The sequence below is a fragment of the Burkholderia arboris genome (assembly GCF_038723655.1).
Taxonomy (GTDB): domain Bacteria; phylum Pseudomonadota; class Gammaproteobacteria; order Burkholderiales; family Burkholderiaceae; genus Burkholderia; species Burkholderia arboris.
Genome location: NZ_CP109822.1, coordinates 1,993,503 through 2,015,638, shown reverse-complemented (window position 1 = coordinate 2,015,638; position 22,136 = coordinate 1,993,503). Strand labels below are relative to the sequence as shown.

The window sequence follows — 22,136 nt, the reverse complement described above, 5'->3', positions numbered from 1 at the left end:
GAAATGTGGAACCCGGTGCCGGGCCGGTTGCCCTGCCGCGCCTCGGCGCGCGGCGACACCGTCCGCGATGCTAGCGCACGCGCGAACGGTTGTCAGCCGGCGCCTTGCATATCGGCCCCGCACGCCTACACTGGAAAATCGATACGCCGTTTCAGGCCGCGCTATCGCATCCATCCCGTCTTCGCTTCCGCCGCATTCCTCAGCGCATTTCGCGTTCGCGACGCCGAGCGGGCGTGACGTTTCGTCAGCCGGTTTCCTCCGCCCAGCACAACGCGCAAGCGCCGTCGCTCACCTGGAGGAAATCATGAGCTATCACCTGGAAGGCCGTCTGCTCGAGGTCTGCAACTGTCGCGTACTGTGCCCGTGCTGGATCGGTGAAGATCCGGATTTCGGCGTCTGCGACACCATCGTCGCCTGGCATGTCGACAAGGGCACCGTCGACGGCGTCGACGTCGGCGGCAACACGATTGCCGCCGTGTGCCGCGTGCCGGGCAACATCCTGCAAGGCAACTGGACGGCCGCGATCTTCGTCAGCGACACGGCGTCGGAGGCGCAGGAACAGGCGCTGCTCAAGGTCTATACGGGCCAGGCCGGCGGCCCGATCGCCGAGCTCGCGAAACTGATCGGCAAGGTCGTGTCGGTCGAGCGCGCGCCGATCACGTTCGATGTCGTCGGCGCCCGCGGCACGCTGTCGATCGGCACCGACTACCACGCGGAACTCGAGCCGTATCTCGGCCCGACCGGCGCGCAGACGACGCTGGCCGACACGGTGTTCTCGACGGTGCCCGGCGCCCCCGTGTTCGTCGGCAAGGCGCCCGTCTACCGGTCGAAGAACGCGGCGATCGGCATCGACGTCGATCTGAAGGATCACAACGCGCTGCAGAGCACCTTCCTGTTCGACGCATGAATCACGATCGTACATAAACGGCCATGGCCGCGCGGTTGCACCGGCGCCTGTTTCCGTTCGTGCTCGCGAGCCTCGTCGGGTTTGCGTGGGTCACGCTGTGGGCGTGGACGCGCAGCCCGTACGGGCGTTATCTCGAACACGGCGACGACGCGTCGTCCTTGCCGTTCAGCACGCTGTGCCGCGCGCTGCCGGGTGGGGCACTGTGGCTGCCGGCCGCGTTCGACGCAGCAGCCTGGACGCTGATGATCCTCGCGATGATGCTGCCGACGACGCTGACGCTGTTCGACACATTCGCGCGCGTCGTGTCGGGCCGCCCCGACCGCACGTGGCTGCTCGCCCTCGTCGGCCTCGGCTACGTCGCGGCATGGAGCGGCTTCGGTCTCGTCGCGCACGGCCTGCACGCGCTGCTGCTGACCGGTGTCGCACACGTGCCGGCGCTTGCGTGGCGCGACTGGTTGATCGGCGCGGCCGTCTTCGCGCTCGCCGGCGCGTTTCAGTTCAGCGGATTGAAGGCGCGCTGCCTCGAGCGCTGCCGAACGCCGCTCGGTTTCGTGATCGGCCACTGGCGCGGCCGCACGCCGTGGCGACACGCATTCGCGCTGGGCGCGAGTCACGGGCTGTTCTGCGTCGGGTGCTGCTGGGCGCTGATGCTGCTGATGTTCGTCGTCGGGGCCGGCAGCCTCGGCTGGATGCTGGCGCTCGCCGCGCTGATGGCCATCGAGAAGAACGCCGTGTGGGGACGGCAACTCACCGCGCCGCTCGGCGCCGCGCTGTTCGGCGCGGCCGTGCTGATCGTCGCCGGCCACGCGTGAGCCCGCGATGCGCCCACCCGCTTCCGCACTCGCGTCGAACATGCGGCCGGGCGTGCGCGTCGCCGCGCTGACGTCGGTCGCGATGCTTGCGTTCGCATCGAATTCGCTGCTGTGCCGGCTCGCGCTGCAGGCCGGACGGATCGACGCGGCCAGTTTCGGCAGCGTGCGCCTCGTGTCGGGCGCGCTGATGCTCGCGCTCGTCGCGCGCGCAGGTGCGCGGCGGCCCGCCCAGCCGGCGGACTGGCCCGCGGCGGCGATGCTGTTCGCGTACGTCGTGTGCTTCTCGTTCGCGTACCTGACCGTCAGCGCCGCCACCGGTGCGCTGATCCTGTTCGGCGCGGTGCAACTCACGATGTTCGCGGCGGGATGGCGCGGCGGCGAACGGTTCGCTCCCCTGGGCTGGGCCGGATTTGGCGCGGCGCTGGCCGGGCTGCTGTATCTCGTCTCGCCGGGGCTGGCCGCGCCGACGCCGAGCGGCGCCGCGCTGATGACGGTCGCCGGTATTGCGTGGGGCATCTATTCGATACGCGGCCGCCGGACAACCGATCCGGTCGCGGCGACCGCCGGCAATTTCATGCGGGCCGCGCCGCTGGCGCTCGCGTTGAGCATCGTGCTCGCCGCCCGCATTCACCTGACGCCGGCCGGCATCGTGCTCGCCGTGCTGTCCGGCGCACTGACTTCCGGGATCGGCTACGTGATCTGGTACGCCGCGCTGCGGTACCTGACCGCGATGCGCGCCGCGGCGGTCCAGTTGTCGGTGCCGCCGATCGCCGCATGCGGCGCCGTGCTGTTTTTGTCGGAACAGCCGACCTGGCGGCTCGCGCTCGCGTCGGCCGCGATCCTCGGCGGCGTCGCCGCCGTGCTCGCGAGCCGGGCCCGCAGGGCGGACGTCGCGCCGCCGTGACGCGAATCGCGCGTCGTACCGCGACCGCCCCGTCCGCGATGCCAGCGCGTACGGCGGACAGTCAGCCGGCGCGTCGGTCATGCGCGCCGCAGGATGTCCGCGACCGATTCGGCCGACGGCAATTCGTAGGTCCGCCAGATCAGCATGCCACGCCGGTCGATCACCTGGACCTGGGTGCTGTGATTGTCCAGTCCCGTGAGACCACCGCCGAACAACGCCTGCAACACGTCGACATCCCACAGCTCCGGTGCGGCCGCGATCCAGCCCGGCCCCGCGTGGAAGCGCGCGAGCCACGCGCGCATCCGCGCGGGCGTGTCCTCGAGCGGGCTGATGCTGAGCGACAGCAACTGCACGTCGCGGTGTCGGTTCGAACCGAGTAACCCTTGCACGCGCTGGAACACGGCTCCCTGGATCGGACAGGTCGACGAACAGCCCGTGAAGAACAGCTGCAATGCGCTCACCCGGCCGTTCAGCAAAGTGTGCAGGCGGGTCGCGCGGCCGTCCGCTGTGCGCACCGGCACGTCCGGCACCGGTACCGACGGCGTGACACGCCCGCCGTGATAGCCGACGATCGGCGCGGCGCGCGCCGCGCCGGGCCGCAGCGCCGCCAGTGCGAGCGCGGCCAGCCACGCGCGCCGTTGCCGGGCGCACTCATCGAATGTGCTCACGTCACGCCTCCATTCAGATATCGCCACAGCGCGGTGCAGTCGCGCTCGCTGAGCGTGTAGCGCGGCATCGCGACGTTGATCAGGACATAGGCCGGATCGAGCCCGGTGCGCAGCAGCGCGCAGAAGGCGTCGCGATCGTAGCGCGTCGGCGGGCCGCCCCGCCGGGCGCGCAGCGCGGTCAACCCGTCGGGCGTGAGACGCGGCGCAAGCGAGTTCGGCACGGCCGGCCCTGCGCCCGCCGCATGACAGTTCGCGCATCGCACCACCTGCGGCGGCAGACTGTCCGGATGGGTCGACAGCCGCCCGTGCAGCGGCGCCTCGCCGCCGAAAAGCGCGTGGCCGCGTGTGACGTCGTCTGCCGCGGCAGCGCGCCCGCCGGACATTGCCGTGACGATGCCGGCAGCCGCCACGCAAGCGGCGATCCGCCGCCCGAATCGCGACGGAGGCGTCACGAGATCTGCAGCGACGTCGATACGCTCGGCACGCCGTTCGCATCGAGCGCGAACAGCATGTAATAGCCGGGCAGCACGACGCCCGCGTCCGACGGGATCGCGAGCCGGTACGACGTTCCGGTCACTGCCGCGATCGACAGAGGAATGCGGCGCTGATCGTTGTTCGTCGTATGCGTCACCGACGACAGGCGCATCAGCACGAACGACGCGACCGGGCCGCGCGTCGCGACATCGATCGACGCGCCGCGAGTCGCCGCCGCAGGCGCGCTCGCGATCGCGGGCCGCGCGGCCGGCGAGCCGTCCGCATTGAGCAGGTAGGGCGGTGTGAGGATTTCGGCGTTCAGGTGATTGGTCGCGCAGCCGCTGCCGCACTGCCCTCCGCCGCCGGCGAACACACGGCCGTCCGGCAGCAGAATCGCGGTGCTGTGATAGGTGCGCGGCGTCTGCATCGGCTTCAGCAGGTTGAAGCGCCGGGTCTTCGGACTCCAGATCTCCGGAACCATGATCGCCGTGGTGTCGGTGAACGGCATCGGCAAGCTCTGGCCGCCGATCATCACGATGCTGCCGTCCGGCAGGATCACGCTGTTCGCGAACGCGCGCTGGTAGGTCATCCCGTTCAGCCGTTGCACCGCAACCGGCTGGTTCGGCCCGCGCGTGATGTCGATCTCGTAGACCGCGTTCGACGCATAAGTCGACGCGCTGCCGTTCTGCTGGTACGACTTCGCGCCGCCAGCCTTCAGGATCTTGCCGATGTCGTACAACGACGCGGTGCCGTTGATGCTGTACGGGTCGGTCCCGCGCGTGCCGGCGGACTGGATTGCGCCGCTGCCGGTGGTCGAGATCCAGTTCATCTGCGCACTGGGGCCGGCGTGGAACACGCTGCCGTTGCCCTGCGCAAACAGCCACAGGTGGTTGTCGCCCCGGTAGATGCCTTGCGGATCAGGGCCAACGATGCCGGTTTCCGGTACGCCGGGCAACACCGTCCAGCTGCCGCCGTTCCAGATCTCCGCGCTCTTGCCGCCCTGGCCACCGCTCCACGAACCGCCGAGCGTCAGCACCGAGCCATTCGACAGCAGCGTGTCGCCCTGATAGCCGCGCGGAATGTTCATCGTCGCCGACGCACTCCACGTGTTGCTGTTCCAGTCGTACAGCGTCGTCTTCGGGCTGCTGTCGCCGCCGTTGACGAGCAACCTGCCGTCGGACAGCATCGCGGTGCCCGGGCAGAACATGTCCGAGCCCGCGGATGTCTCCAGGAACTGCGTTGCCCGGTTCGTCGCCGGATCGAACAGCGCGGTCTGCGTCTGCGTAGCCTTGCTGCCGACGTCATTCTGGAAGCTGAGGGTCTGGTCCGCCGACCACATCACGAGCTTGCCGTTCGGCACGTTCGCAATCCCGATCGGATTGACCGGCAACGGAATGACGGCACTCCACGCGGACGGCAGCGTGACCGGGAAACTTTGCGGCAAGCCAAGCGTAAACTGGTCGTTCAGCGCACCCGCGCCCTGGCACGGGTACTGGATCAGCGCGGCGCCGTCCGACAGCGCCCCGCCGCTCACGTTCAGGCACATTCCGCTCGCCACCGACATGAGCCGGTAGTACGAGCCCGACGCGGCTGCGACGGTCCACTGGTCGTTCGTCTGAGCATCGCCCTGGCATGGATACTGGATCACCGGCGTTCCGCTCCCGCCGGCTCCGCCCGCCACGTTCAGGCATTGCCCGGTGCGCTGGGACACGACGTGGTAGCCGCTGCCGGCCGGCAGCAACGACCACCCTGCATTGCTCTGGGTCGAGCACGCGCCTTGCACGATCGCCGCGCCCGCCCCGGTCGAGTTGCCGCTGATCGTCAGGCAACGGCCGCTGCCCGCGGACGCGATGTTGGAGAACGCGGCGACGGGTAGATACAGGTTGAACTGATCGTTCAGCGCGCTGGCGCCCTGGCACGGATACTGGATCAACTGCGCGCCAGATGCGCGCGAGCCGCCATTGACGTTCACGCACATGCCGCTCGAGACCGACACGATCCGGTAGCTTGCCCCGACGGCCGTGATGGTCCATTGGTCATTGGTCAGGCTGTCGCCCTGACACGGATACTGGATCAGCGGCGTGCCGCTGGTGCGCGAGCCGCCCGGTACGTTCAGGCACAGACCGCTGCCTTGCAACACGATGTGATAGTTGGCGCCGACAGGCACGAACGACCACGTCGTGTTGCCTTGTCCCGCACACGAGACCTGCACGATGCCCGCGCCGGATGCGCCCGAGTTGCCTGCGATCGCGACGCACTGGCCGCTGTCTGCCGACACGAGGTCCGAATAGGCAGCCGTGACCGCCGCCGCGGCGCTCGATGGCCACCACGCAACGAAAAACGACGCACACGCCCACAAGAACGCCTGTTTCCAGGCAAGCACCGACACTCGCATGATCCCCCCGTCGCTCGGTATTAATTTCCGGCCGTATTAAAACGTCGAAACCAGGGATCGGGATGTGCGCTGGGCCACTCAATGAAGACGGCGCAAAAAAGCCCGCACGCGACAGCGTGCGGGCTTTTTCGATACGGCCTCCGGTTACGACTCCGAAGGCCGCGATGCAGCGATCTGCTTAGTGGCCGAAGTACACCGACGAGCGATCGGCGGCGGCCGGCACGACCACGCGCTGGCCGGACTGCGACGTGGCGGCGGCATTCGCGCCGTAACCCGTTGCGTCGGCTTGCGCGCCGGTGTTCTGCGCGGCGGCGATCTTGGCCTGGGCGGCCTGGATGTTTTCCGGATAGTTCATCCAGTCGTTCGGGTTGTAACCGGCCTTTTCGAGCTGGACCAGTTCGGCGCGCACTTGTGCGCGCGTCAGCGGCTGCTGGTTCGATTGAGCGAACGAGACGACCGGTGCGGCCACCAGAGCGGCCAGTGCAACTGCCTTGATCAGCGATTTCATGATGCGTTACCTCCAGGATTGTTTTGTCAGGCGCTTCGGACTCGGGGTCGTTGCGCATGAGTAGAAGTCTAGGAGTCTCGGCTATCAGGGTAAATACTTAAATCGCAAATTCACTGTTGACGGAAACCGTACAATCTCGCGGGAATAAGCCGATTCATCAGATGATTACCGGTGTTCGCGCACCGAATACCGCAATGCGTGACCCGGCGCGCGCCGCCCGCCCGTCAGCGTATGGAATCGGTATCCGCCAGCGCCATCTGCCGGTCGAACAGCAATGCCTTGAGGCGGATCCGGTCATCGGCAGCGGTTTCGCCGAACGCCGCGTGATGCAGCGTCAGCGCCGGCAGCGCCGGGTCGGCATGGACGGCCCGCACCGTGCCGTCGAGCGCCAGCAGCTCGACGCGTCCGTCCGCTTCGAACGGCAGCAGCACGCGCAACGGCTCGCCGGTTGCCGCGATCGGCCGGTCGACGGCAATCGACAGCCCGCTCAGGCTGATGTCGTGCACCATCCCGATGCGTTCCGCTCCCGCCGTTTCGCCGCTGCAGCAGGCCGCGATCCGCACCGGCACGCGCGGCTCCGCGCGCGTACGCAACCGGTCGACGAACCCGGGGGGCGACAGGGTCATGAACGGCACGCCGCCCGACGCCTGCACGAACTCGACGGTTGCGCCGAAACGGGACACCGCGGCACGGCCGATCGCCACCGCTTCGACGTCGTCGCCGCGCGTGAATTCGAGCACGGCCGCCGGCTGCGGTTCGACGAACAGCGCGCCCGACGCAGCGACGCCGATCAGCCGGCAGCGCTGCAATGCGCGGGTCGTGCCGACCCGGCGGCGGATGCCGATCGCGGCGCCCACCGACAGGCCCATGCGCGTGGCCGGCGCAGCCGCGCCGGGCGGATCGGTGTCGGCATCCTCGCGCCGGCGTACGGGGCGGAAATGGTCGAACAGGAAAGCGTGCTGCGCGGCATCGCGCAGTGTCGTGCCGGCCGGCATCAGCGCAGCGCCGTCGGCATCGTAGAGATCGAAGCCGAGCGGGATGCCGGCGGAGAGATCGTCGCGCGCAAGCGCGACGTAGTCGGTGGGAAGCCGCATCGGAAAGGCGCGGAGCGACCGCGCGAGCTGTCGTGACAACTTGATTACGGCAGCATCGCGCAGAATCTGAACGGCTTCGTTACTGCGAAGCGCCGCTCGCGTCGGGAGCGGACGGCGCGGGGGGCGGGACCGGTGAGGCGGAAGGCGCGGCACCGGCGCCCGCGCTGCTCCCGCTCGTCACGCTGGCGCTCGTCGGCGGCTGCGCGGGCTGCAGTTGCGATGCGCCGGCCGACAAGGCCGCGGCCGATGCGGCGACTTCGGACGCCGGCACCCATTCCTCGACCATGCCGCCGGACGCGGCTTCGGGCGCCGACGCGGCCGAAGCCGCCGCTGCCGAGCCTTCGTCGGCCTCGGCCGGCCGCTCGACACGCTGCGTCCTGACCGGCGCAGGCGCCTTCTTCTGCTCGGGCGGGAACCATGTGTCGAACAGGTCGGTCACGCGCTCGCGCAGCGACGCGAACCAGCCGGGCGACGGCTCGGTATCGAATTTCGCCTTCGTGTCGACGATCCGGGCGCGCTGCGCGCGCTGGAAGAAATCGCCGACGATCGGCAGCGCGCTGTGCGCGCCCTGCCCCCAGTAATCGCTGCGCAGCGTCACGCGGCCGTCGTCGAAGCCGACCCACGCGCCGGCGACGAGGCCCGGCTGCATCAGGATGAACCAGCCGTCCGCGTTGTCCTGCGTCGTGCCCGTCTTGCCGGCCACGTCGCCGCGGATCCCGAAACGCGTGCGGATGCTGCCGCCCGTGCCGCGCGTCACGACATCGCGCATCACGCTCAGCAGCGTCTTGTCGGTTTCGGCATCGAGCGCGCGCTCGGGCGGCGCCGGCGCGTACTCGGCGAGTACTTCGCCCTGGCGGTTCTCGATGCGCGTCACCATCTGCGGCTCGACGTACAGCCCGGCGTTCGCGATCGTCGCGTACGACGCGACCATTTCCTTCAGCGTGACCGGGCTCGTGCCCAGCGCCAGCGACGGCACGCGTTCGAGCGGGCTTTCGCGCACGCCCATGTCGCGAGCGAGCCGTGCGACGGCGCCAGGCCCGACCTTTTCCATCACCTGCGCGGTGATCCGGTTGCGCGACAGCGCGACCGCGTCGCGCAGCGTCATCGGCTTGCCGGTCGGCGGCACGTCGTCGTTCGGCCGCCAGATCTCGCCGCCCTTCAGCGGAATCTCGACCGGCTGGTCGATGAACGTGTCGTCCGGCTTCATCCCGCTCGCGAACGCGACGCCATAGACGAACGGCTTGAACGTCGAGCCCGGCTGGCGCCGCGCCTGCGCGACGTGGTCGAACGGCTCGCTGGTGAAATCGCGGCTGCCGACCCATGCACGGATTTGCCCGTCACGCGGATCGATCGCGAGGAAGCCGGCCTGCACGTCGGTCTTCGCCTTGCACAGCGCGCGCATGAAGCCGCGGTCGGCCGCGAGCAGCTTCATCGCGGCCGCATCGTCCTTGCCGGCATCCTGCGCGGCCTTGTACTCGGGCGACTCGCGCATGAAGGTGCGGAACACCTCGTTGTCGGTGCCGCAGCCGTCGCGGCCGCTCCACGCGTTGTTCGCGATGCCCTGCAGCTGATTGCCCTGCAGCATGAGCGCCTGCGTCGCCATCTGCTGCAGCCGCGAGTCGATCGTCGTGCGCACGATCAGCCCGTCCGAGTAGATGTTGTAGTCGTTACGGTCGGCCCACGCGATCAGCCATTTGCGCAATTGCTGCGCGAAATGCGGCGCCGGCCCCGGCGGCTCCTTCTGGCGCTCGAAGTCGATGCGCAGCGGCCGGCGCTGCAGTTGCGCGAACTGCGCGGGCGACAGCTTGCCGTACTTCACCATCTGGCCGAGCACCGTGTTGCGCCGCTGCAGCGCGCGCTCGGGGTTCAGCACCGGGTTGTAGTAGCTGTTGCCCTTCAGCATCCCGACGAGCGTCGCACTGTCGAGCACGTCGAGCTCATCGGCCGACTTGTCGAAATAGGTCCGTGCGGCCATCTCGACGCCGTACGCGTTGTACAGGAACGGCACCGTGTTCAGGTAGGTCTCGAGGATCTGGTCCTTGCTGTAGACCGCTTCGATCTTCAGCGCGGTGATCGCTTCCTTCACCTTGCGCGTGAGCGTCGGCGCGCGGCCGATCTCGTCCGGATACAGGTTGCGCGCGAGCTGCTGCGTGATCGTCGAGCCGCCCTGGCGGCTGCCGGAGAACGTGTGGAGCGCGGCCGACGCCGTGCGCTTCCAGTCGAGGCCGTGGTGTTCGTAGAAGCGGTGATCCTCGGTCGCGATCAGCGCGTCGACCATGTGCGGCGAGATCTGCTTGAGCGGCACCCACTCGCGGTTCGACGGCTTGAATTCGGCCAGCAGCTTGCCGTCGGCGGACAGCACCTGCGCGGGCTGGTCGACGCGCGCCTTGCGGATGTCGCCGATGCCCGGCGTGAACGGGATCAGCACGACCACGTACACGACGAACAGCGTCGGCACGGCGGCGGCCGTGAGCAGCACGCCGCGGCGCGTCGGGTGGCGGACATGATGCCACGCGGTGGCGGCGAGAGGCTTGACCCGCGCGACGGCGGCAGCCGCGACGGGTTGGGCGCGCGCGGCCCATCTGGCACAAAAGTCACGCACTGACGACACGTTTCGGCGATTCACGCGGGTGGAGCTCGGCTGAAAAGGGTGCATCGTACCAAACTCGCACGCCCCGCCGGCCCGCTGCGGCGTTGTGCCGGCCGAGACTCGCGCGGGTGCGTGGCCCCGCACACGCAAAAAAGGCGCGTGCCCCGCAACGGGAACGACGCGCCAAACCTGGTACAACAACCGGGAAACCGCGCGACGGCGGCCGATCGGCGCCGCTGCTCAGCGCACGAGGAATCCGTACGTGAGCGGATCGCGCTCGTCGACGATCCAGTTCGCGAACCCGCAGATGTGCGCGCTGCCCTCCACTTCCGGAATCACGGCCGGGATGTCGCCGACCGTCGTTTCGCGCAGCACGCGCCCCTTGAAGACCGTGCCGACGATCGACTCGTTGACGAGCGTGTCGCCCGCCGCGAGCAGCCCGCGCTGGTACAGCTGCGCGACGCGGCCGCCGGTGCCGGAGCCCGTCGGCGAGCGGTCGACCTCGCGATCCGCGAACACGCAGCAGTTTGCCTGCGTCGAGCCCGGGTGGCGCGGCGCGTTCGCGATGATCGTGCCGTAGATATGGTTGATTTCCGGGATCTCCGGATGGACGACCGGATACTTCGCATTCGCGGCGGCCTTCACTTCCGCGCCGAAGCGGATCAGCCTTTCGACGGCCGATTCGCGCACCGGCAGGTCGAACGGCGCGCCGTCGGCATAGAAATAGAACGCGCCGCCATACGCGATGTCGCCCGTCACGGTGCCGAACGACGGCGTCTCGACCGACACGTCGCGCTGCCAGATGAACGACGGCACGTTGACGAAGCGCACCGGGCCCGCGTGCTCGCCGTCCCATTTGACGAAGGCCTCGATGAAACCGCACGGCGCGTCGATGCCGACCCGCGTTTCCGGCACCGTGCGCTGCACCCAGCCGAGTTCGACCGCGGCGGTCGACAGCGCGATCACGCCGTGTCCGCAATGGTCGCTGTAGCCTTCGTTGTGCACGAAGATCACGCCGAAATCGGCATTCGGCGACACCGGCTCGGTCAGGTAGCCGCCGTACATGTCGGCGTGGCCACGCGGTTCGAACATCAGCGCGCGGCGGATCTCGTCGGCGTTCTCCTTGAGCCACGCGCGGCGCTGGACGATCGTGTCGCCGACCAAGCGCGGCAACCCGCTCGTGACGATACGGAACGCTTCGCCGCCCGTATGGACTTCGACGGTGGAAAGGGATCGGGAAATTTTCATGTCGAATCGGATGCGTTGAAACGAAGGACGGCGGGCCGGCCGCCGTCCGGTGACAGGCCGGTGGCGCAGTTACTTCGCGTACGGCTCCGGCAGGCCGTTGCGGATCACGTAGACGGTGGTCGGCGCGCCCTTCAGGTCGCCGTTCGCGTCGAACGAATAGGTGCCCGCGACGCCGGCATAGTTCGACTTCGCGAGCTGCGCGGTCAACTTCGCCTTGTCGGTGGTCGTGCCGGCCTTGACCATCGCGTCGGCGAGCAACTTCATCCCGTCGTAGTAGTTGACGCCATAGACCTGCGTATCGGTGTGATACGCGTCGTGGTACTTCTTCAGGAATTCGCGGCCGGCCGCCGTCTTCTCGAGCGCGACGCCACCCTGCGCGCAGTAGACGATCGACGCCGCGTCGCCCGCGACCTTGCCCATGTCCGCCGAACAGATGCCGTCGCCGCCGAGCAGCTTCGCGCGCAGCCCGCGCTGCTTCATCTGCTTGGCCATCGGCGCGCCCTGCGCCGCGTAGCCGCCGAGGAAGATCACGTCGGGGTTGCTGGCCTTGATCTTGGTGAGAATGCCGAGAAAATCCGTCGCCGACGAGTTCGTGTATTCCTGGTCGACGATCTTGATTCCGTTGGCCTTCGCGACGTTCATGAATTGTTCGGCGACGCCCTGCCCGTATGCGGTGCGATCGTCGATCACGGCGGCCGTCTTCGCATGCAGCGTCTTGGCCGCAAACGTGGCCATCGTGCCGCCGAGCTGTTCGTCGCTCGCGCCGATCCGGAAGATGTTCTTGAAGCCCTGCTTGGTCAGCGCCGGGTTCGACGCGACCGGCAGGATCGGCACACCGGCCGTCGAATACACACGCGACGCGGGAATCGCAACGCCGGAGTTGTAAGGTCCGAGCACCGCGACGACCCCCTTGTCGACGAGGTTCTGCGCGACCTGCACGCCGGCCTTCGGGTCGGCCTGGTCGTCTTCGGAAACCAGTTTGAACGTGACGGCCTTGCCGGCGACCTTGATGCCGGCCTTGTTGAGTTCGTCGACGGCGAGCCGCGCGCCGTTTTCATTGTCCTTGCCGTTCGCGGCCTGCGGGCCCGTCAGCGGCGCCGAATGGCCGATCATCACGACTTCCTGCGCGTGCGCGGAAGTCAGCGCGCCGGCGGCAACAGCCACCGAGAGCGCGGTAACGAGGTGTCGCATGATGTCTCCTGATTGGTTTTGAGTGAAACCAATGTAGGACACGCGTGGTCACATCGCAAGCAATTTCAAAATAATTTCTGGCATTTTGGTCATATTTAAGACCAAAGCGAATTGGTGTGGATTCGTCTTACTTCGGCGCGATGTCCCGCCGCACGCGAAGGATGTGCTGCTGGACGTAGAACGCGGCCGCATCGGCGTCGCCCGACACGATCGCCTCGTAGATCAGCCGGTGCTCGGACACGTAGAGCCGGATCCGGCCCGCATCGTAGATGCCGTCGTCCTTCAGGCGCTTCCACAGCGGCTGGTCCATCGTCTTCGCGACTTCGTCCGCGATCTTCACCATCAGCGCATCGCCCGTCATCAGCGCGAGCTGCCGGTGGAACAGCCGGTCGCTCTCGTTCCAGAGCGCGCGCTGGTGCGGATCGTCGACGTCGGTGATGGTTTCCATCTGCGCGAGATAGCGCTCGGCGCCGGGATCGGCGCGGCCATGGGCCGCGGCGAGGCGCGCGATCGCAGGCTCCAGGATCAGCCGCACGTCGAGCGTCGACGTCGGGCTGAAGTCGGCCTCCGACGCCGCGCGCATGTCGCCACGCTGTGCGAGCACGTCGAGCGGCGACGCGACGACATAGGTGCCCGAATTGCGCTTCGTGAACACGAGCCCTTCGTTCTGCAGTGCGCCCAGCGCCTCGCGCACGGCCGGCCGGCCGACCTGGAACAGTCCCGCGAGTTCGCGCTCGGACGGCAGCCGCGACTCCGCCGCGTAGCGCCCGGCGCGGATTTCGTCGCGGATCTTCTCGGCCACCTGCTCGTAGATCTGCAGCGGCCGGAAACCGCCTTCGAGTGATTCGGGACGCGCGGACATCATCGTTTGGCTCCTGCCCGGTCACGGGCGTGGATCTGGAATGGGTTCGCACTATACCGGAGCGGCGCCGGTATCGTGCCATCGCAGCCCTTCTGGACAGATATTAGAACCAAAACCGGCAAGACGTTTTATTTTCTGGGTTGCAGGTGCGCCAGAAAGTGGTATAGATTCGATCCACACTGCCCTGTGTCACGGTATCCGGCAGCCCTGTGGCGGGCGCGGCACGCGTCCGCCCTTCACGCTCACCGACGCATGCGACGTACACGATGACCGCCCTTTCCCCGATTCCCGTTTTCGATGCGGCCGACACGGCCGCGCTGCTCGACTACCCGGCGCTGCTCGCCACGCTCAGGCAAGTCGTCGCCGAGTATGCGGCAGGCGAGATCGTCAGCCCCGAGCGCATGGTCGTCCCCCTGCAGGGCGGCGGCGTCATGCTGTCGATGCCGTCGAGCGCGCGCGACCTGGCGAGCCACAAGCTCGTGAACGTGTGCCCCGGCAACGGCACACGCGGGCTGCCGACGATCCTCGGCCAGGTGACCGCGTACGACGCGACCACGGGCGAGATGCGCTTCGCGCTCGACGGCCCGACGGTCACCGGCCGCCGCACGGCCGCCATCACCGCGCTCGGCGTCCAGGCGCTGCATGGCGCCGCGCCGCGCGACATCCTGCTGATCGGCACCGGCAAGCAGGCCGCCAATCATGCGGAAGCGCTCGCGGCGATCTTTCCGGAAGCGCGCGTCCACGTACGCGGCACGGGCGCCGACAGCGAGGCCGCCTTCTGCGCGGCGCATCGCGCGCAGGCGCCGCGACTCGCGCCGCTCGGCAGCGAGTCGATTCCCGACACGATCGACGTGGTCGTCACGCTGACGACGAGCCGCACGCCCGTCTACCGCGAAGCCGCGCGCGAAGGCCGGCTTGTGGTGGGCGTCGGCGCGTTCACCGCGGATGCCGCCGAGATCGACGCGAGCACGGTGCGTGGCAGCCGGCTCGTCGTCGACGATCCCGCCGGCGCGCGCCACGAAGCCGGCGACCTGATCGTCGCGCAGATCGACTGGCAGCAGGTCGCGTCGCTCGCCGACGTGCTGAACGGCACCTTCGCACTCGGCGGGCCACTGCTGTTCAAGAGCGTCGGCTGTGCCGCGTGGGACCTGGCCGCGTGCCGCACGGCGCGCGATGCGCTCGCCGCGCGCGGGGCCGGCTGACCGGGCACCGCCCCTCCTTCAGCCACGCATGCGGCATCGCAACATCGAAGCCGCTCCGGCGGATTCCCGTACGCGTTGTAGGAAACGCCCTACAACGCGTCGAAGCGGCCTACACGAACTTCCAATTCGGCCGATTTCATTTTCGGCGGCGCAACACGATACTGCCGGCATGAATGCCAGCCTGTCACCCGCCGCGCTCAGGGTGTTCCTCGTCGATCACGCCGTCGCCGTCCGGCAGCGAATCGCGCTGCTCGTCGGCGCGATTCGCGGCGTCGCCGTCGTGGGCGAAGCGGAAGACGGCCAGGACGCGTGGACGCATATCCGCAGCAGTCATGCGGACGTGGTGATCGTCGACCTGCGGCTTGCGGACGGCAGTGGTCTCGACCTGATCGGGATGCTGTCGAAAGCCGCGCCGCGCATCGTCACGATCGTGCTGACGAACCACTCGGCGCTGGCATTCAGAGAGGCATGCGCCGCGGCCGGAGCCGACTACTTCTTCGACAAGACGGTCGAATTCGACGCCGCATGCCGTGTGATCGAATCCCTGGTGCACGCACGCGTGCGCCACCCCTGACGAGCCGGAGCGACTCATGTCCACCGCCACCGCCTTCGCCGCCGACGTGTCCGTCGTACCCCGGCCAACGATTCCGCTGCGCACGGTCGCGCGCGCCGACGCCGCCAAACATCCGGCCGCGCGCTGCTCGGTCTGCGCGATGCGCTCGATGTGCCTGCCGCCGCACCTGACGGCCGCCGAATACGGCCGCCTCGACGCGATCATCTGCACGACCCGGCAGGTTCGCCAGGGCGACGCGCTGTTCCGTACCGACGATCCGTTCCAGAGCATCTACGCGGTGCGCGCGGGTTCGTTCAAGACGGTGATGATGCATCGCGACGGGCGCGAGCACGTGACGGGCTTCCAGATCGCCGGCGAAACGCTCGGCATGGACGGCATCGGCGGCGGCCAGCACTGCTGCGACGCCATCGCGCTGGAGGACAGCGTCGTGTGCATCATCCCGTTCGGCGCGCTCGAAGCGGCGTGCCGCGAGATGAAGCCGATGCAGCACTTCCTCTACCAGATGCTGAGCAGTGAAATTGTCCGCGAATCGAGCCAGATGCTGCTGCTCGGCACGATGTCGGCCGAACAGCGCGTCGCGCATTTCCTGCTGAACCTGTCGTCGCGGTTCGAGGCGCGCGGCTATTCGGCAACCGAATTCAACCTGCGGATGACGCGCGAGGAAATCGGCTGCTATCTCGGGATGAAGCTCGAAACCGTCAGCCGGATGTTCTCGCGGTTCCATCGCGAAGCGCTGGTCGAAACGCGCGGCAAGCGCGTGCGCATCATCGACGCACAAGCGCTCGCGCGGGTCTGACGCACCGCGCCGGACGCCCGCGCGGCGTCATCGCGCCGCGTCGCCCGTCGCGGCGTCGCGCAGCGCCACCCTAGCTCCGCCTGCCTGCCACGCGATCAGCGCCTGTTCGGCCTGTGCGAATGCACGCCGCAGCGCGTCGTCCACGTCGGCGCCGACGCACGGCGGCAGCGGCCTGAGCGCCGTGTCGCGCATCACCAGATCGAGCCGCGCGTGATACAGGCGGGCGCCATCGGCCGCCGCGCGCGATTCGATCGCGAGATGGCAGCCGCCGATCAGCGCGCGAAACCGTTCGAGCCGCACCAGCTGTGCGCCGGCTTCGGCTTCGATTGCAGCGGACCCCGTGAATCCAAGGCAGGCGATCTGCATGCCCACGCCCATGTCGTGTCTCCTGACGGGGCCGCCCGCTCGTCGACCGCCTTGCATGCGCCGCGCGCATCACGATGCGGCGGCACGCGTTTCCCGTGGCGCGGCGCGATTCTTCGATCGCGGCCCGGCCGACACTCCGCCCGCGCCGTCGCCGGCGCGGGACCGTTCATACGTTGAAAACCTGCGACGTCTTCATCTCGATCCAGGTCATGCCGGCCCGCAGTCCTTCGATCATGGCCTCGCGCTCGGTCGGATACGCGTGACTATGCTCGAACGTGTGATGAAACCGCGCGGCGCCGACGCCGTGCTCGACCGACACGCGGCAGCGGAACTCGCCCGATTCGCACGGGCGCGTCTCGACTTCGACCGACCAGTCGCGTTCGTGAATGTTGCCCTGCAGTGTCATGCGCCCTCCTGCGGTATCAGTCTTCGAGCCGGAAGTGACCGCTGTGCAGCAGCACCGGCCGGCCGCCGATTTCCTCGAGCATCCGTCGCGCCATCGCCTCGATCGCCCGCCGGTGCCCGTCGAATGCGGCCAGCAGGTCGCGCTCGAGCAGCGACCGCGCGCCGAAATGATCTTCCAGTGCCTCGGCCGTGACCGCGCACTGTACGCAACGCCCGTCGACCAGCGCCGAAAACGCGACGACCAGGTCGCGCGCGCAATACTCCGGCGGCTCGGGCGGAAAAACAATGTGCATCTGTCGGTCTGTCATCGTCGTGATGGCTCCATGACGAGAGCATAGTGGCGCGCGCGGCCGCGCGCTTGACCCACGTCAACCGGTTCGCTGCACCGCACGATCCTGGTGCAGCAGGACGACGCGGTTTCAGCCTGCGTCGGGCTCGATCGCCGCGCCGCGCTCCGCGAGCAGTTCGCGCAGCACGCTGCGGTGGCAATGGCGCTCGTCGTCGCAGTAGCAACCGATCGAGAACGCCGTGGTGGCGGACAGCGCCGCCAGCAGGTCCAGCACCTTCGCCGGATCGCCATGCGCCATCTCCGCGCGGAAATGGCGCTTGAACGCATGCCATTCGGCGTCGGTTTCGGCGGCCTGTGCCTGGGCAACGAGTTCGGCACTCGGCGACAGCGTCGGCAACCATACATCATAGTAGTTGCGCGACGCGAATTCCGCCTTCGGTACGCCACGCGGCGGCCGCCGCACCGTGCCGATCCGCAGGCCCTCGCCGGCCGCGCGCGGCGTGCCGAGCTGGATGATCCGGATGCCCATGTCGCTCCTTGTGTGTTGCGTCCGATGCCGCGATCGTACCGCCGCAAGCGCCATCGCGTCCGTCGGCCGGCGCACGTTGCCGGCGCGCAATGACAAACCGGCTGTTCCCGTGACGGGAAACAGCCGGTTCATCCAGCGTCATTCGTTGCGCGCCGGGGCGCGCCGCGCTCAGACGCCGCTCTTCAGCACCTTGCCGATCGCGTCCGCGACGATGCCGACGTTCGAGTCGTTCAGGCCCGCCACGCACATCCGGCCCGAACGCAGGATGTACACGCCGTGCACTTCGCGCAGCGCGTCGACCTGCGATTCGGTCAGGCCCGTGTACGTGAACATCCCGCGCTGCTTCACGTAGCGCGTGAGCGCTTCGCCGGTGACGTGGTCGCGCAGGCCGTCGTGGATCGACTGGCGCATCCGCGCGATGCGGCGGCACATCGCCGACAGCTCCTCTTCCCACTGCTTGCGCAGCGCCGGCGTGCCGAGCACGGCCGCAACGACCTTCGCGCCGTAGGTTTGCGGGTTGCTGTAGTTCGAGCGCACGGCGCCGGCCAGCTGGCCGAGCACGCGCTCGGCCGCGGCCGCATCCTCGCAGACGACGCTCAGGCCGCCCACGCGCTCGCCGTACAGCGAGAAGTTCTTCGAGAACGAGTTCGCGACGAGCGTCGGCACGCCGCGGCGGGCCAGTTCGCGCACCGCGAACGCGTCCGCGTCGAGGCCTGCGCCGAAGCCCTGGTACGCCATGTCGACGAACGGCAGCAGCCCGCGCGCCTCGATCACGTCGATCAGCTTCTGCCACTGGCCTTCGTCGAGGTCGACGCCGGTCGGGTTGTGGCAGCACGCATGCAGCAGCACGATGCTGCGCGCCGGCAGCGCGTCGATCGCCGCGAGCATCGCGTCGAACTTCAGGCCGCCCGTCGCTTCGTCGTAGTACGGATACGTGTTCACCGTGAAGCCGGCGCGCTCGAAGATGAAGCGGTGGTTTTCCCAGCTCGGATCGCTCAGCCACACCTGCGCATCCGGGAAGTAGCGCTTCAGGAAGTCGGCGCCGACCTTCAGCGCGCCCGAGCCGCCGAGCGTCTGCAGCGTCGCGATGCGGCCGGCCGCACGGGCCGGGTGATCCGCGCCGAACACGAGCGATTGCACGGCGTCGCGATACGCGGCCAGGCCGACCATCGGCAGGTACGGCTTCGGGCCGCTCTCGCGCTGCAGCGCGGTTTCGGCTTCGCGCACGGCGCCCATCACCGGAATCCGGCCTTCGGCGTCGAAATAGATCCCGATGCTCAGGTTGACCTTCTGGTCGCGCGGATCTTTCTGGAAGTTCTCGTTCAGCGTCAGGATCGGATCGCCCGGGTATGCGTCGATGTGTTCGAACATGGCTATGTCGGTCTCGTTTGGAAGAATGATCGGTCGTGGCCTGCGTCAGCGCGCGGATGCGCCGTCGCGCACCGCATAGCCGGCATTCTTCTGACGGAAGCGATACCCGACCGCGAGCACCGCGAGCCAAACCGGGATCAGGTACACCGACAGGCGGAGATCCGGCGTCAGGTACATCACGACGAGAATGCCGGCCATGAATGCCAGGCACAGGTAATTCGTGAAAGGATAGCCCAGACTGCGGAAGGAAGTCTCCTCCCCGGCTGCACGCTTGGCCTGGCGGAACTTCAGGTGGATCAGGCTGATCATCGCCCAGTTGATGATCAGCGCCGACACGACGAGGCCCATCAGCACCTCGAACGCCTTGCCCGGCATGAAGTAGTTGACCAGCACGCACACGCCGGTCGCGAGCGCCGACGCGCCGAGCGCGGCGAGCGGAATGCCGCGCTTGTTCACCGAGCACAGCACCTTCGGCGCGTTGCCCTGCTGCGCGAGGCCGAACAGCATCCGGCTGTTGCAGTACACGCCGCTGTTGTAGACCGACAGCGCGGCCGTCAGCACGACGACGTTCAGCACGTTCGCGACCAGGTTGCTGCTCAGCGCGTGGAAAATCAGCACGAACGGGCTGCCGCCGCTGACGACCTTCTCCCACGGATACAGCGACAGCAGCACGGCGAGCGCGCCGATGTAGAAAATCAGGATGCGGTAGATGACCTGGTTGGTCGCGCGCGGGATGCTGCGCTTCGGATCGTCGGCCTCCGCCGCCGTGATGCCGACGAGCTCGAGCCCGCCGAACGAGAACATGATCGCGGCCATCGACATCACGAGGCCCGACACGCCGTTCGGAAAGAAGCCGCCGTGCTGCCACAGGTTCCGGACGCTGGCTTCCGGCCCGGCATGGCCGCTCGCGAGCAGCCAGCCGCCGAAGCCGATCATCCCGACGATCGCGGCCACCTTGATGATCGAGAACCAGAATTCCGTCTCGCCGTACGATTTGACGCTGGTCAGGTTGATCAGGTTGATGACGACGAAGAACACGAGCGCCGACACCCAGGTCGGCACGCCCGGCCACCAGTACTGCACGTAGATCCCGACGGCCGACAGTTCGGCCATGCTGACGAGGATGTACAGCACCCAGTAGTTCCAGCCGGACAGGAAGCCGGTGAAGTGGCCGAAGTACTTGTTCGCGAAGTAGCTGAACGACCCCGCGACGGGCTCGTCGACGACCATCTCGCCGAGCTGGCGCATGATGAAGAACGCGACGATGCCGGCCACCGCATAGCCGAGCAGCACGGACGGACCGGCCATCTTGATGGTCTGCGCGATGCCGAGGAACAGCCCCGTGCCGAGCGCGCCGCCGAGCGCAATCAGCTGGATGTGCCGGTTCTTCAGCCCGCGCTGCAGGCCGTCGCTCTCGTTTCCAGAAACCATGTCTTCTCCACTCTGTCCGCCTCCGCCTGCAGCGGGGTGCGGCGCGCCTCGGTGTGCCGGGCGCTGTTTTGCTGTGCCGGCGGCCGTTCGTGGAGCCACCGGGTTGGGGGACTGCAATCCTCGCGTGGCGGCGCCCGATTCGCGTCGGCGTGCCCGCCAGACCGGCCGCCGACTGTCGCCGCATCCGCATTGCTGCGGCCGCACACGAAAATCCGGCGTCAGTTTAGCGTCGCGACGGCGAAATCGGGTTTCGTAACCCGTTCATGCAAACCCTACATTATGAGATAAGATTGCATCGAGGAGACAAACGAGGAAACAAAAATGCCTGAACCGGTTCTTGACCGCATCGACCGCCATTTGCTCTCGATCCTGCAGGAAAACGGCCGCGCGTCGAACCTCGATCTGGCGAAGGCCGTCGGCCTGTCGCCCGCGCAGACGCTGCGGCGCCACCGGCGGCTGGAGGAAATCGGCGCGATCCGCCGCTATGAAACCCGTTTGTGCCCCGATACGCTCGGCTTCGGCGTCACCGCGTTCGTACACGTGACGATGGAGCGCGGGCACATCCGCGACCTGTCGAAGTTCCAGAAACTGGTGTCCGAGCTCGCGCAAATCCAGGAGTGTTTCTCGGTGACGGGCGACATCGACTACGTGCTGAAGGTCGTCGCGCACGACCTGAAGGGGTTGTCACGGTTCCTGCTCGAGACGCTGATGCGGATTCCCGGCGTGAACGGCGTGCATTCGAGCGTGTGCCTCGACGAGATCAAGTGCACGAGTGCGATGCCGGTTGAAGTATAAGGGCCGGTACGCCTGCAGGTTACTTCAGTGACGGGCACATGCGTGCTCGGCAGCAGCGTTGCCGCCTATGCTGGTCTGGCAAAGGCATCCGTATTTCAAGAACCGTACACGTCCGATAGACAACTTGTTTCTTACCGGCGATTGTCGTCGCTTCCTTAATTCAAGAGGACGCGACCATGCGCAGAACAGCAGTGAGAAACGGCGACCGCACCACGACTGGTGGATTCGTCATAGCCGTCAGTTCAACAATTTTCGATAACGGAAAGCACGTTGCCATAGATGGAGACGAAGCAACGTGCGGCAACTGCAAAGGAGCGTTCCGGATCATCGGCAGCGCAAAGCGTATGAGCTGCCATGGCCGGAAGATCGTTCTAAGTGGCGACCCGGTACTTTGCCCGTGCGGACGGAACAACGTCATTGCGGGCGACGACAGCATGATTTTCTATGAAGAAGACAACACCTCGACGTCTTTAGCAGCTTCGATCGACGCGCAGCCACCTCCCCCGACCGTTCCGCCCCGATTCGATGAGAAGATCAAGTGTACGGCGCGCGCGTCAACGCTCGCGGGATATCCGTATTACGTCGAGACAGCAGACGGCAGAACATATTCCGGCCGCATCAACGACAGCGATTCGCTCCCGCGCATTGACACCCGCGCCGCAGCGGACGATTACGTCGTCTATTGGGGCGACGAAGCCATCGCAAAACAGTACGGGGCGTGATCG

Annotated in this window: 23 protein-coding genes; 8 read left to right on the top strand and 15 right to left on the bottom strand. The window is 67.7% G+C overall.

The genetic code is table 11. The features are described 5' to 3' along the window. The first annotated feature begins 304 nt into the window (after window positions 1-304). The 3 genes from OHZ10_RS26370 to OHZ10_RS26360 are packed head-to-tail and all read left to right on the top strand — an operon-like array spanning window position 305 to window position 2,623. Complete coding sequence (locus OHZ10_RS26370; RefSeq protein ID WP_059240606.1) at window positions 305-907, top strand: DUF1326 domain-containing protein; 603 nt, start codon at window positions 305-307, stop codon at window positions 905-907. A gap of 23 nt (window positions 908-930) precedes the next feature. Beyond that, entirely contained in the window at window positions 931-1,719 is a 789-nt protein-coding gene (locus tag OHZ10_RS26365; protein WP_174992208.1) for a DUF2182 domain-containing protein, read from the top strand. Window positions 1,720-1,726: 7 nt separating this feature from the next. Continuing rightward, window positions 1,727-2,623 (top strand): DMT family transporter, encoded by an 897-nt coding sequence (locus tag OHZ10_RS26360; RefSeq protein WP_059240608.1) that lies wholly within the window; start codon window positions 1,727-1,729, stop codon window positions 2,621-2,623. 77 nt (window positions 2,624-2,700) lie between these two features. Here the strand turns inward: OHZ10_RS26360 and OHZ10_RS26355 are convergent, their stop codons facing one another. The 9 genes from OHZ10_RS26355 to OHZ10_RS26315 all read right to left on the bottom strand — a co-directional run bounded on the left by OHZ10_RS26355 (window position 2,701) and on the right by OHZ10_RS26315 (window position 13,656). Then, complete coding sequence (locus OHZ10_RS26355) at window positions 2,701-3,291, bottom strand: SCO family protein (protein ID WP_342704788.1); 591 nt, start codon at window positions 3,289-3,291, stop codon at window positions 2,701-2,703. Further along, on the bottom strand, window positions 3,288-3,713 hold the full coding sequence (locus OHZ10_RS26350) for a hypothetical protein (RefSeq protein ID WP_338083558.1): 426 nt from the start codon (window positions 3,711-3,713) through the stop codon (window positions 3,288-3,290). The genes OHZ10_RS26355 and OHZ10_RS26350 overlap by 4 nt, the downstream gene beginning before the upstream one ends. A gap of 26 nt (window positions 3,714-3,739) precedes the next feature. Continuing rightward, entirely contained in the window at window positions 3,740-6,148 is a 2,409-nt protein-coding gene (locus tag OHZ10_RS26345; RefSeq protein ID WP_425394785.1) for an RICIN domain-containing protein, read from the bottom strand. A 190-nt stretch (window positions 6,149-6,338) separates the two neighbouring features. Further along, a complete protein-coding gene (locus tag OHZ10_RS26340) occupies window positions 6,339-6,668 on the bottom strand; it encodes a DUF4148 domain-containing protein (RefSeq protein ID WP_034191417.1) in 330 nt (109 codons plus the stop codon). Between the two features lie 224 nt (window positions 6,669-6,892). Further along, complete coding sequence (locus tag OHZ10_RS26335; protein ID WP_342704786.1) at window positions 6,893-7,762, bottom strand: PilZ domain-containing protein; 870 nt, start codon at window positions 7,760-7,762, stop codon at window positions 6,893-6,895. A 79-nt stretch (window positions 7,763-7,841) separates the two neighbouring features. After that, window positions 7,842-10,418: a penicillin-binding protein 1A gene (locus tag OHZ10_RS26330; RefSeq protein WP_342704785.1), complete on the bottom strand. Its 2,577-nt coding sequence runs from the start codon at window positions 10,416-10,418 to the stop codon at window positions 7,842-7,844. A 174-nt stretch (window positions 10,419-10,592) separates the two neighbouring features. Continuing rightward, window positions 10,593-11,600 carry a trans-3-hydroxy-L-proline dehydratase gene (gene lhpH, locus OHZ10_RS26325; protein ID WP_059240612.1) on the bottom strand — a complete coding sequence of 336 codons (1,008 nt, stop codon included), beginning with the start codon at window positions 11,598-11,600 and terminating at the stop codon, window positions 10,593-10,595. A gap of 69 nt (window positions 11,601-11,669) precedes the next feature. After that, window positions 11,670-12,791 carry a branched-chain amino acid ABC transporter substrate-binding protein gene (locus tag OHZ10_RS26320; RefSeq protein ID WP_059240613.1) on the bottom strand — a complete coding sequence of 374 codons (1,122 nt, stop codon included), beginning with the start codon at window positions 12,789-12,791 and terminating at the stop codon, window positions 11,670-11,672. Between the two features lie 127 nt (window positions 12,792-12,918). Further along, a complete protein-coding gene (locus OHZ10_RS26315; RefSeq protein WP_059240614.1) occupies window positions 12,919-13,656 on the bottom strand; it encodes a FadR/GntR family transcriptional regulator in 738 nt (245 codons plus the stop codon). Between the two features lie 263 nt (window positions 13,657-13,919). Here OHZ10_RS26315 and lhpI point away from each other — a divergent pair, with 263 nt between their 5' ends. From lhpI to OHZ10_RS26300, 3 genes are all read left to right on the top strand, one after another. After that, a complete protein-coding gene (gene lhpI / locus OHZ10_RS26310; protein ID WP_342704783.1) occupies window positions 13,920-14,855 on the top strand; it encodes a bifunctional Delta(1)-pyrroline-2-carboxylate/Delta(1)-piperideine-2-carboxylate reductase in 936 nt (311 codons plus the stop codon). A 169-nt stretch (window positions 14,856-15,024) separates the two neighbouring features. Continuing rightward, a complete protein-coding gene (locus OHZ10_RS26305) occupies window positions 15,025-15,429 on the top strand; it encodes a response regulator transcription factor (protein WP_059240616.1) in 405 nt (134 codons plus the stop codon). A 16-nt stretch (window positions 15,430-15,445) separates the two neighbouring features. Then, window positions 15,446-16,225 (top strand): helix-turn-helix domain-containing protein, encoded by a 780-nt coding sequence (locus OHZ10_RS26300; protein WP_059240617.1) that lies wholly within the window; start codon window positions 15,446-15,448, stop codon window positions 16,223-16,225. A gap of 27 nt (window positions 16,226-16,252) precedes the next feature. On the opposite strand, the gene OHZ10_RS26295 is transcribed toward OHZ10_RS26300, so the two are convergent. The 6 genes from OHZ10_RS26295 to OHZ10_RS26270 form a co-directional block, all read right to left on the bottom strand. Beyond that, on the bottom strand, window positions 16,253-16,603 hold the full coding sequence (locus OHZ10_RS26295) for a metal ABC transporter ATPase (protein ID WP_256086414.1): 351 nt from the start codon (window positions 16,601-16,603) through the stop codon (window positions 16,253-16,255). A gap of 154 nt (window positions 16,604-16,757) precedes the next feature. Further along, window positions 16,758-16,997 (bottom strand): hypothetical protein, encoded by a 240-nt coding sequence (locus OHZ10_RS26290; protein ID WP_059240619.1) that lies wholly within the window; start codon window positions 16,995-16,997, stop codon window positions 16,758-16,760. A 16-nt stretch (window positions 16,998-17,013) separates the two neighbouring features. Further along, window positions 17,014-17,304 carry a DUF1488 domain-containing protein gene (locus OHZ10_RS26285; protein ID WP_059240620.1) on the bottom strand — a complete coding sequence of 97 codons (291 nt, stop codon included), beginning with the start codon at window positions 17,302-17,304 and terminating at the stop codon, window positions 17,014-17,016. 111 nt (window positions 17,305-17,415) lie between these two features. Next, window positions 17,416-17,814 carry a DUF488 domain-containing protein gene (locus OHZ10_RS26280; protein ID WP_059240621.1) on the bottom strand — a complete coding sequence of 133 codons (399 nt, stop codon included), beginning with the start codon at window positions 17,812-17,814 and terminating at the stop codon, window positions 17,416-17,418. A gap of 168 nt (window positions 17,815-17,982) precedes the next feature. After that, the gene (locus OHZ10_RS26275; RefSeq protein WP_059240622.1) at window positions 17,983-19,185 is read right to left on the bottom strand and encodes an amino acid aminotransferase; all 1,203 of its coding nucleotides are present in this window, start codon (window positions 19,183-19,185) and stop codon (window positions 17,983-17,985) included. Window positions 19,186-19,230: 45 nt separating this feature from the next. After that, window positions 19,231-20,616: an amino acid permease gene (locus OHZ10_RS26270; RefSeq protein ID WP_059240623.1), complete on the bottom strand. Its 1,386-nt coding sequence runs from the start codon at window positions 20,614-20,616 to the stop codon at window positions 19,231-19,233. A gap of 321 nt (window positions 20,617-20,937) precedes the next feature. Here OHZ10_RS26270 and OHZ10_RS26265 point away from each other — a divergent pair, with 321 nt between their 5' ends. Then, window positions 20,938-21,411, top strand: a complete 474-nt coding sequence (locus tag OHZ10_RS26265) for an Lrp/AsnC family transcriptional regulator (RefSeq protein WP_342704778.1) — start codon at window positions 20,938-20,940, stop codon at window positions 21,409-21,411. A 176-nt stretch (window positions 21,412-21,587) separates the two neighbouring features. Then, window positions 21,588-22,133, top strand: a complete 546-nt coding sequence (locus OHZ10_RS26260; protein ID WP_342704776.1) for a PAAR domain-containing protein — start codon at window positions 21,588-21,590, stop codon at window positions 22,131-22,133. Window positions 22,134-22,136 lie beyond the last annotated feature (3 nt).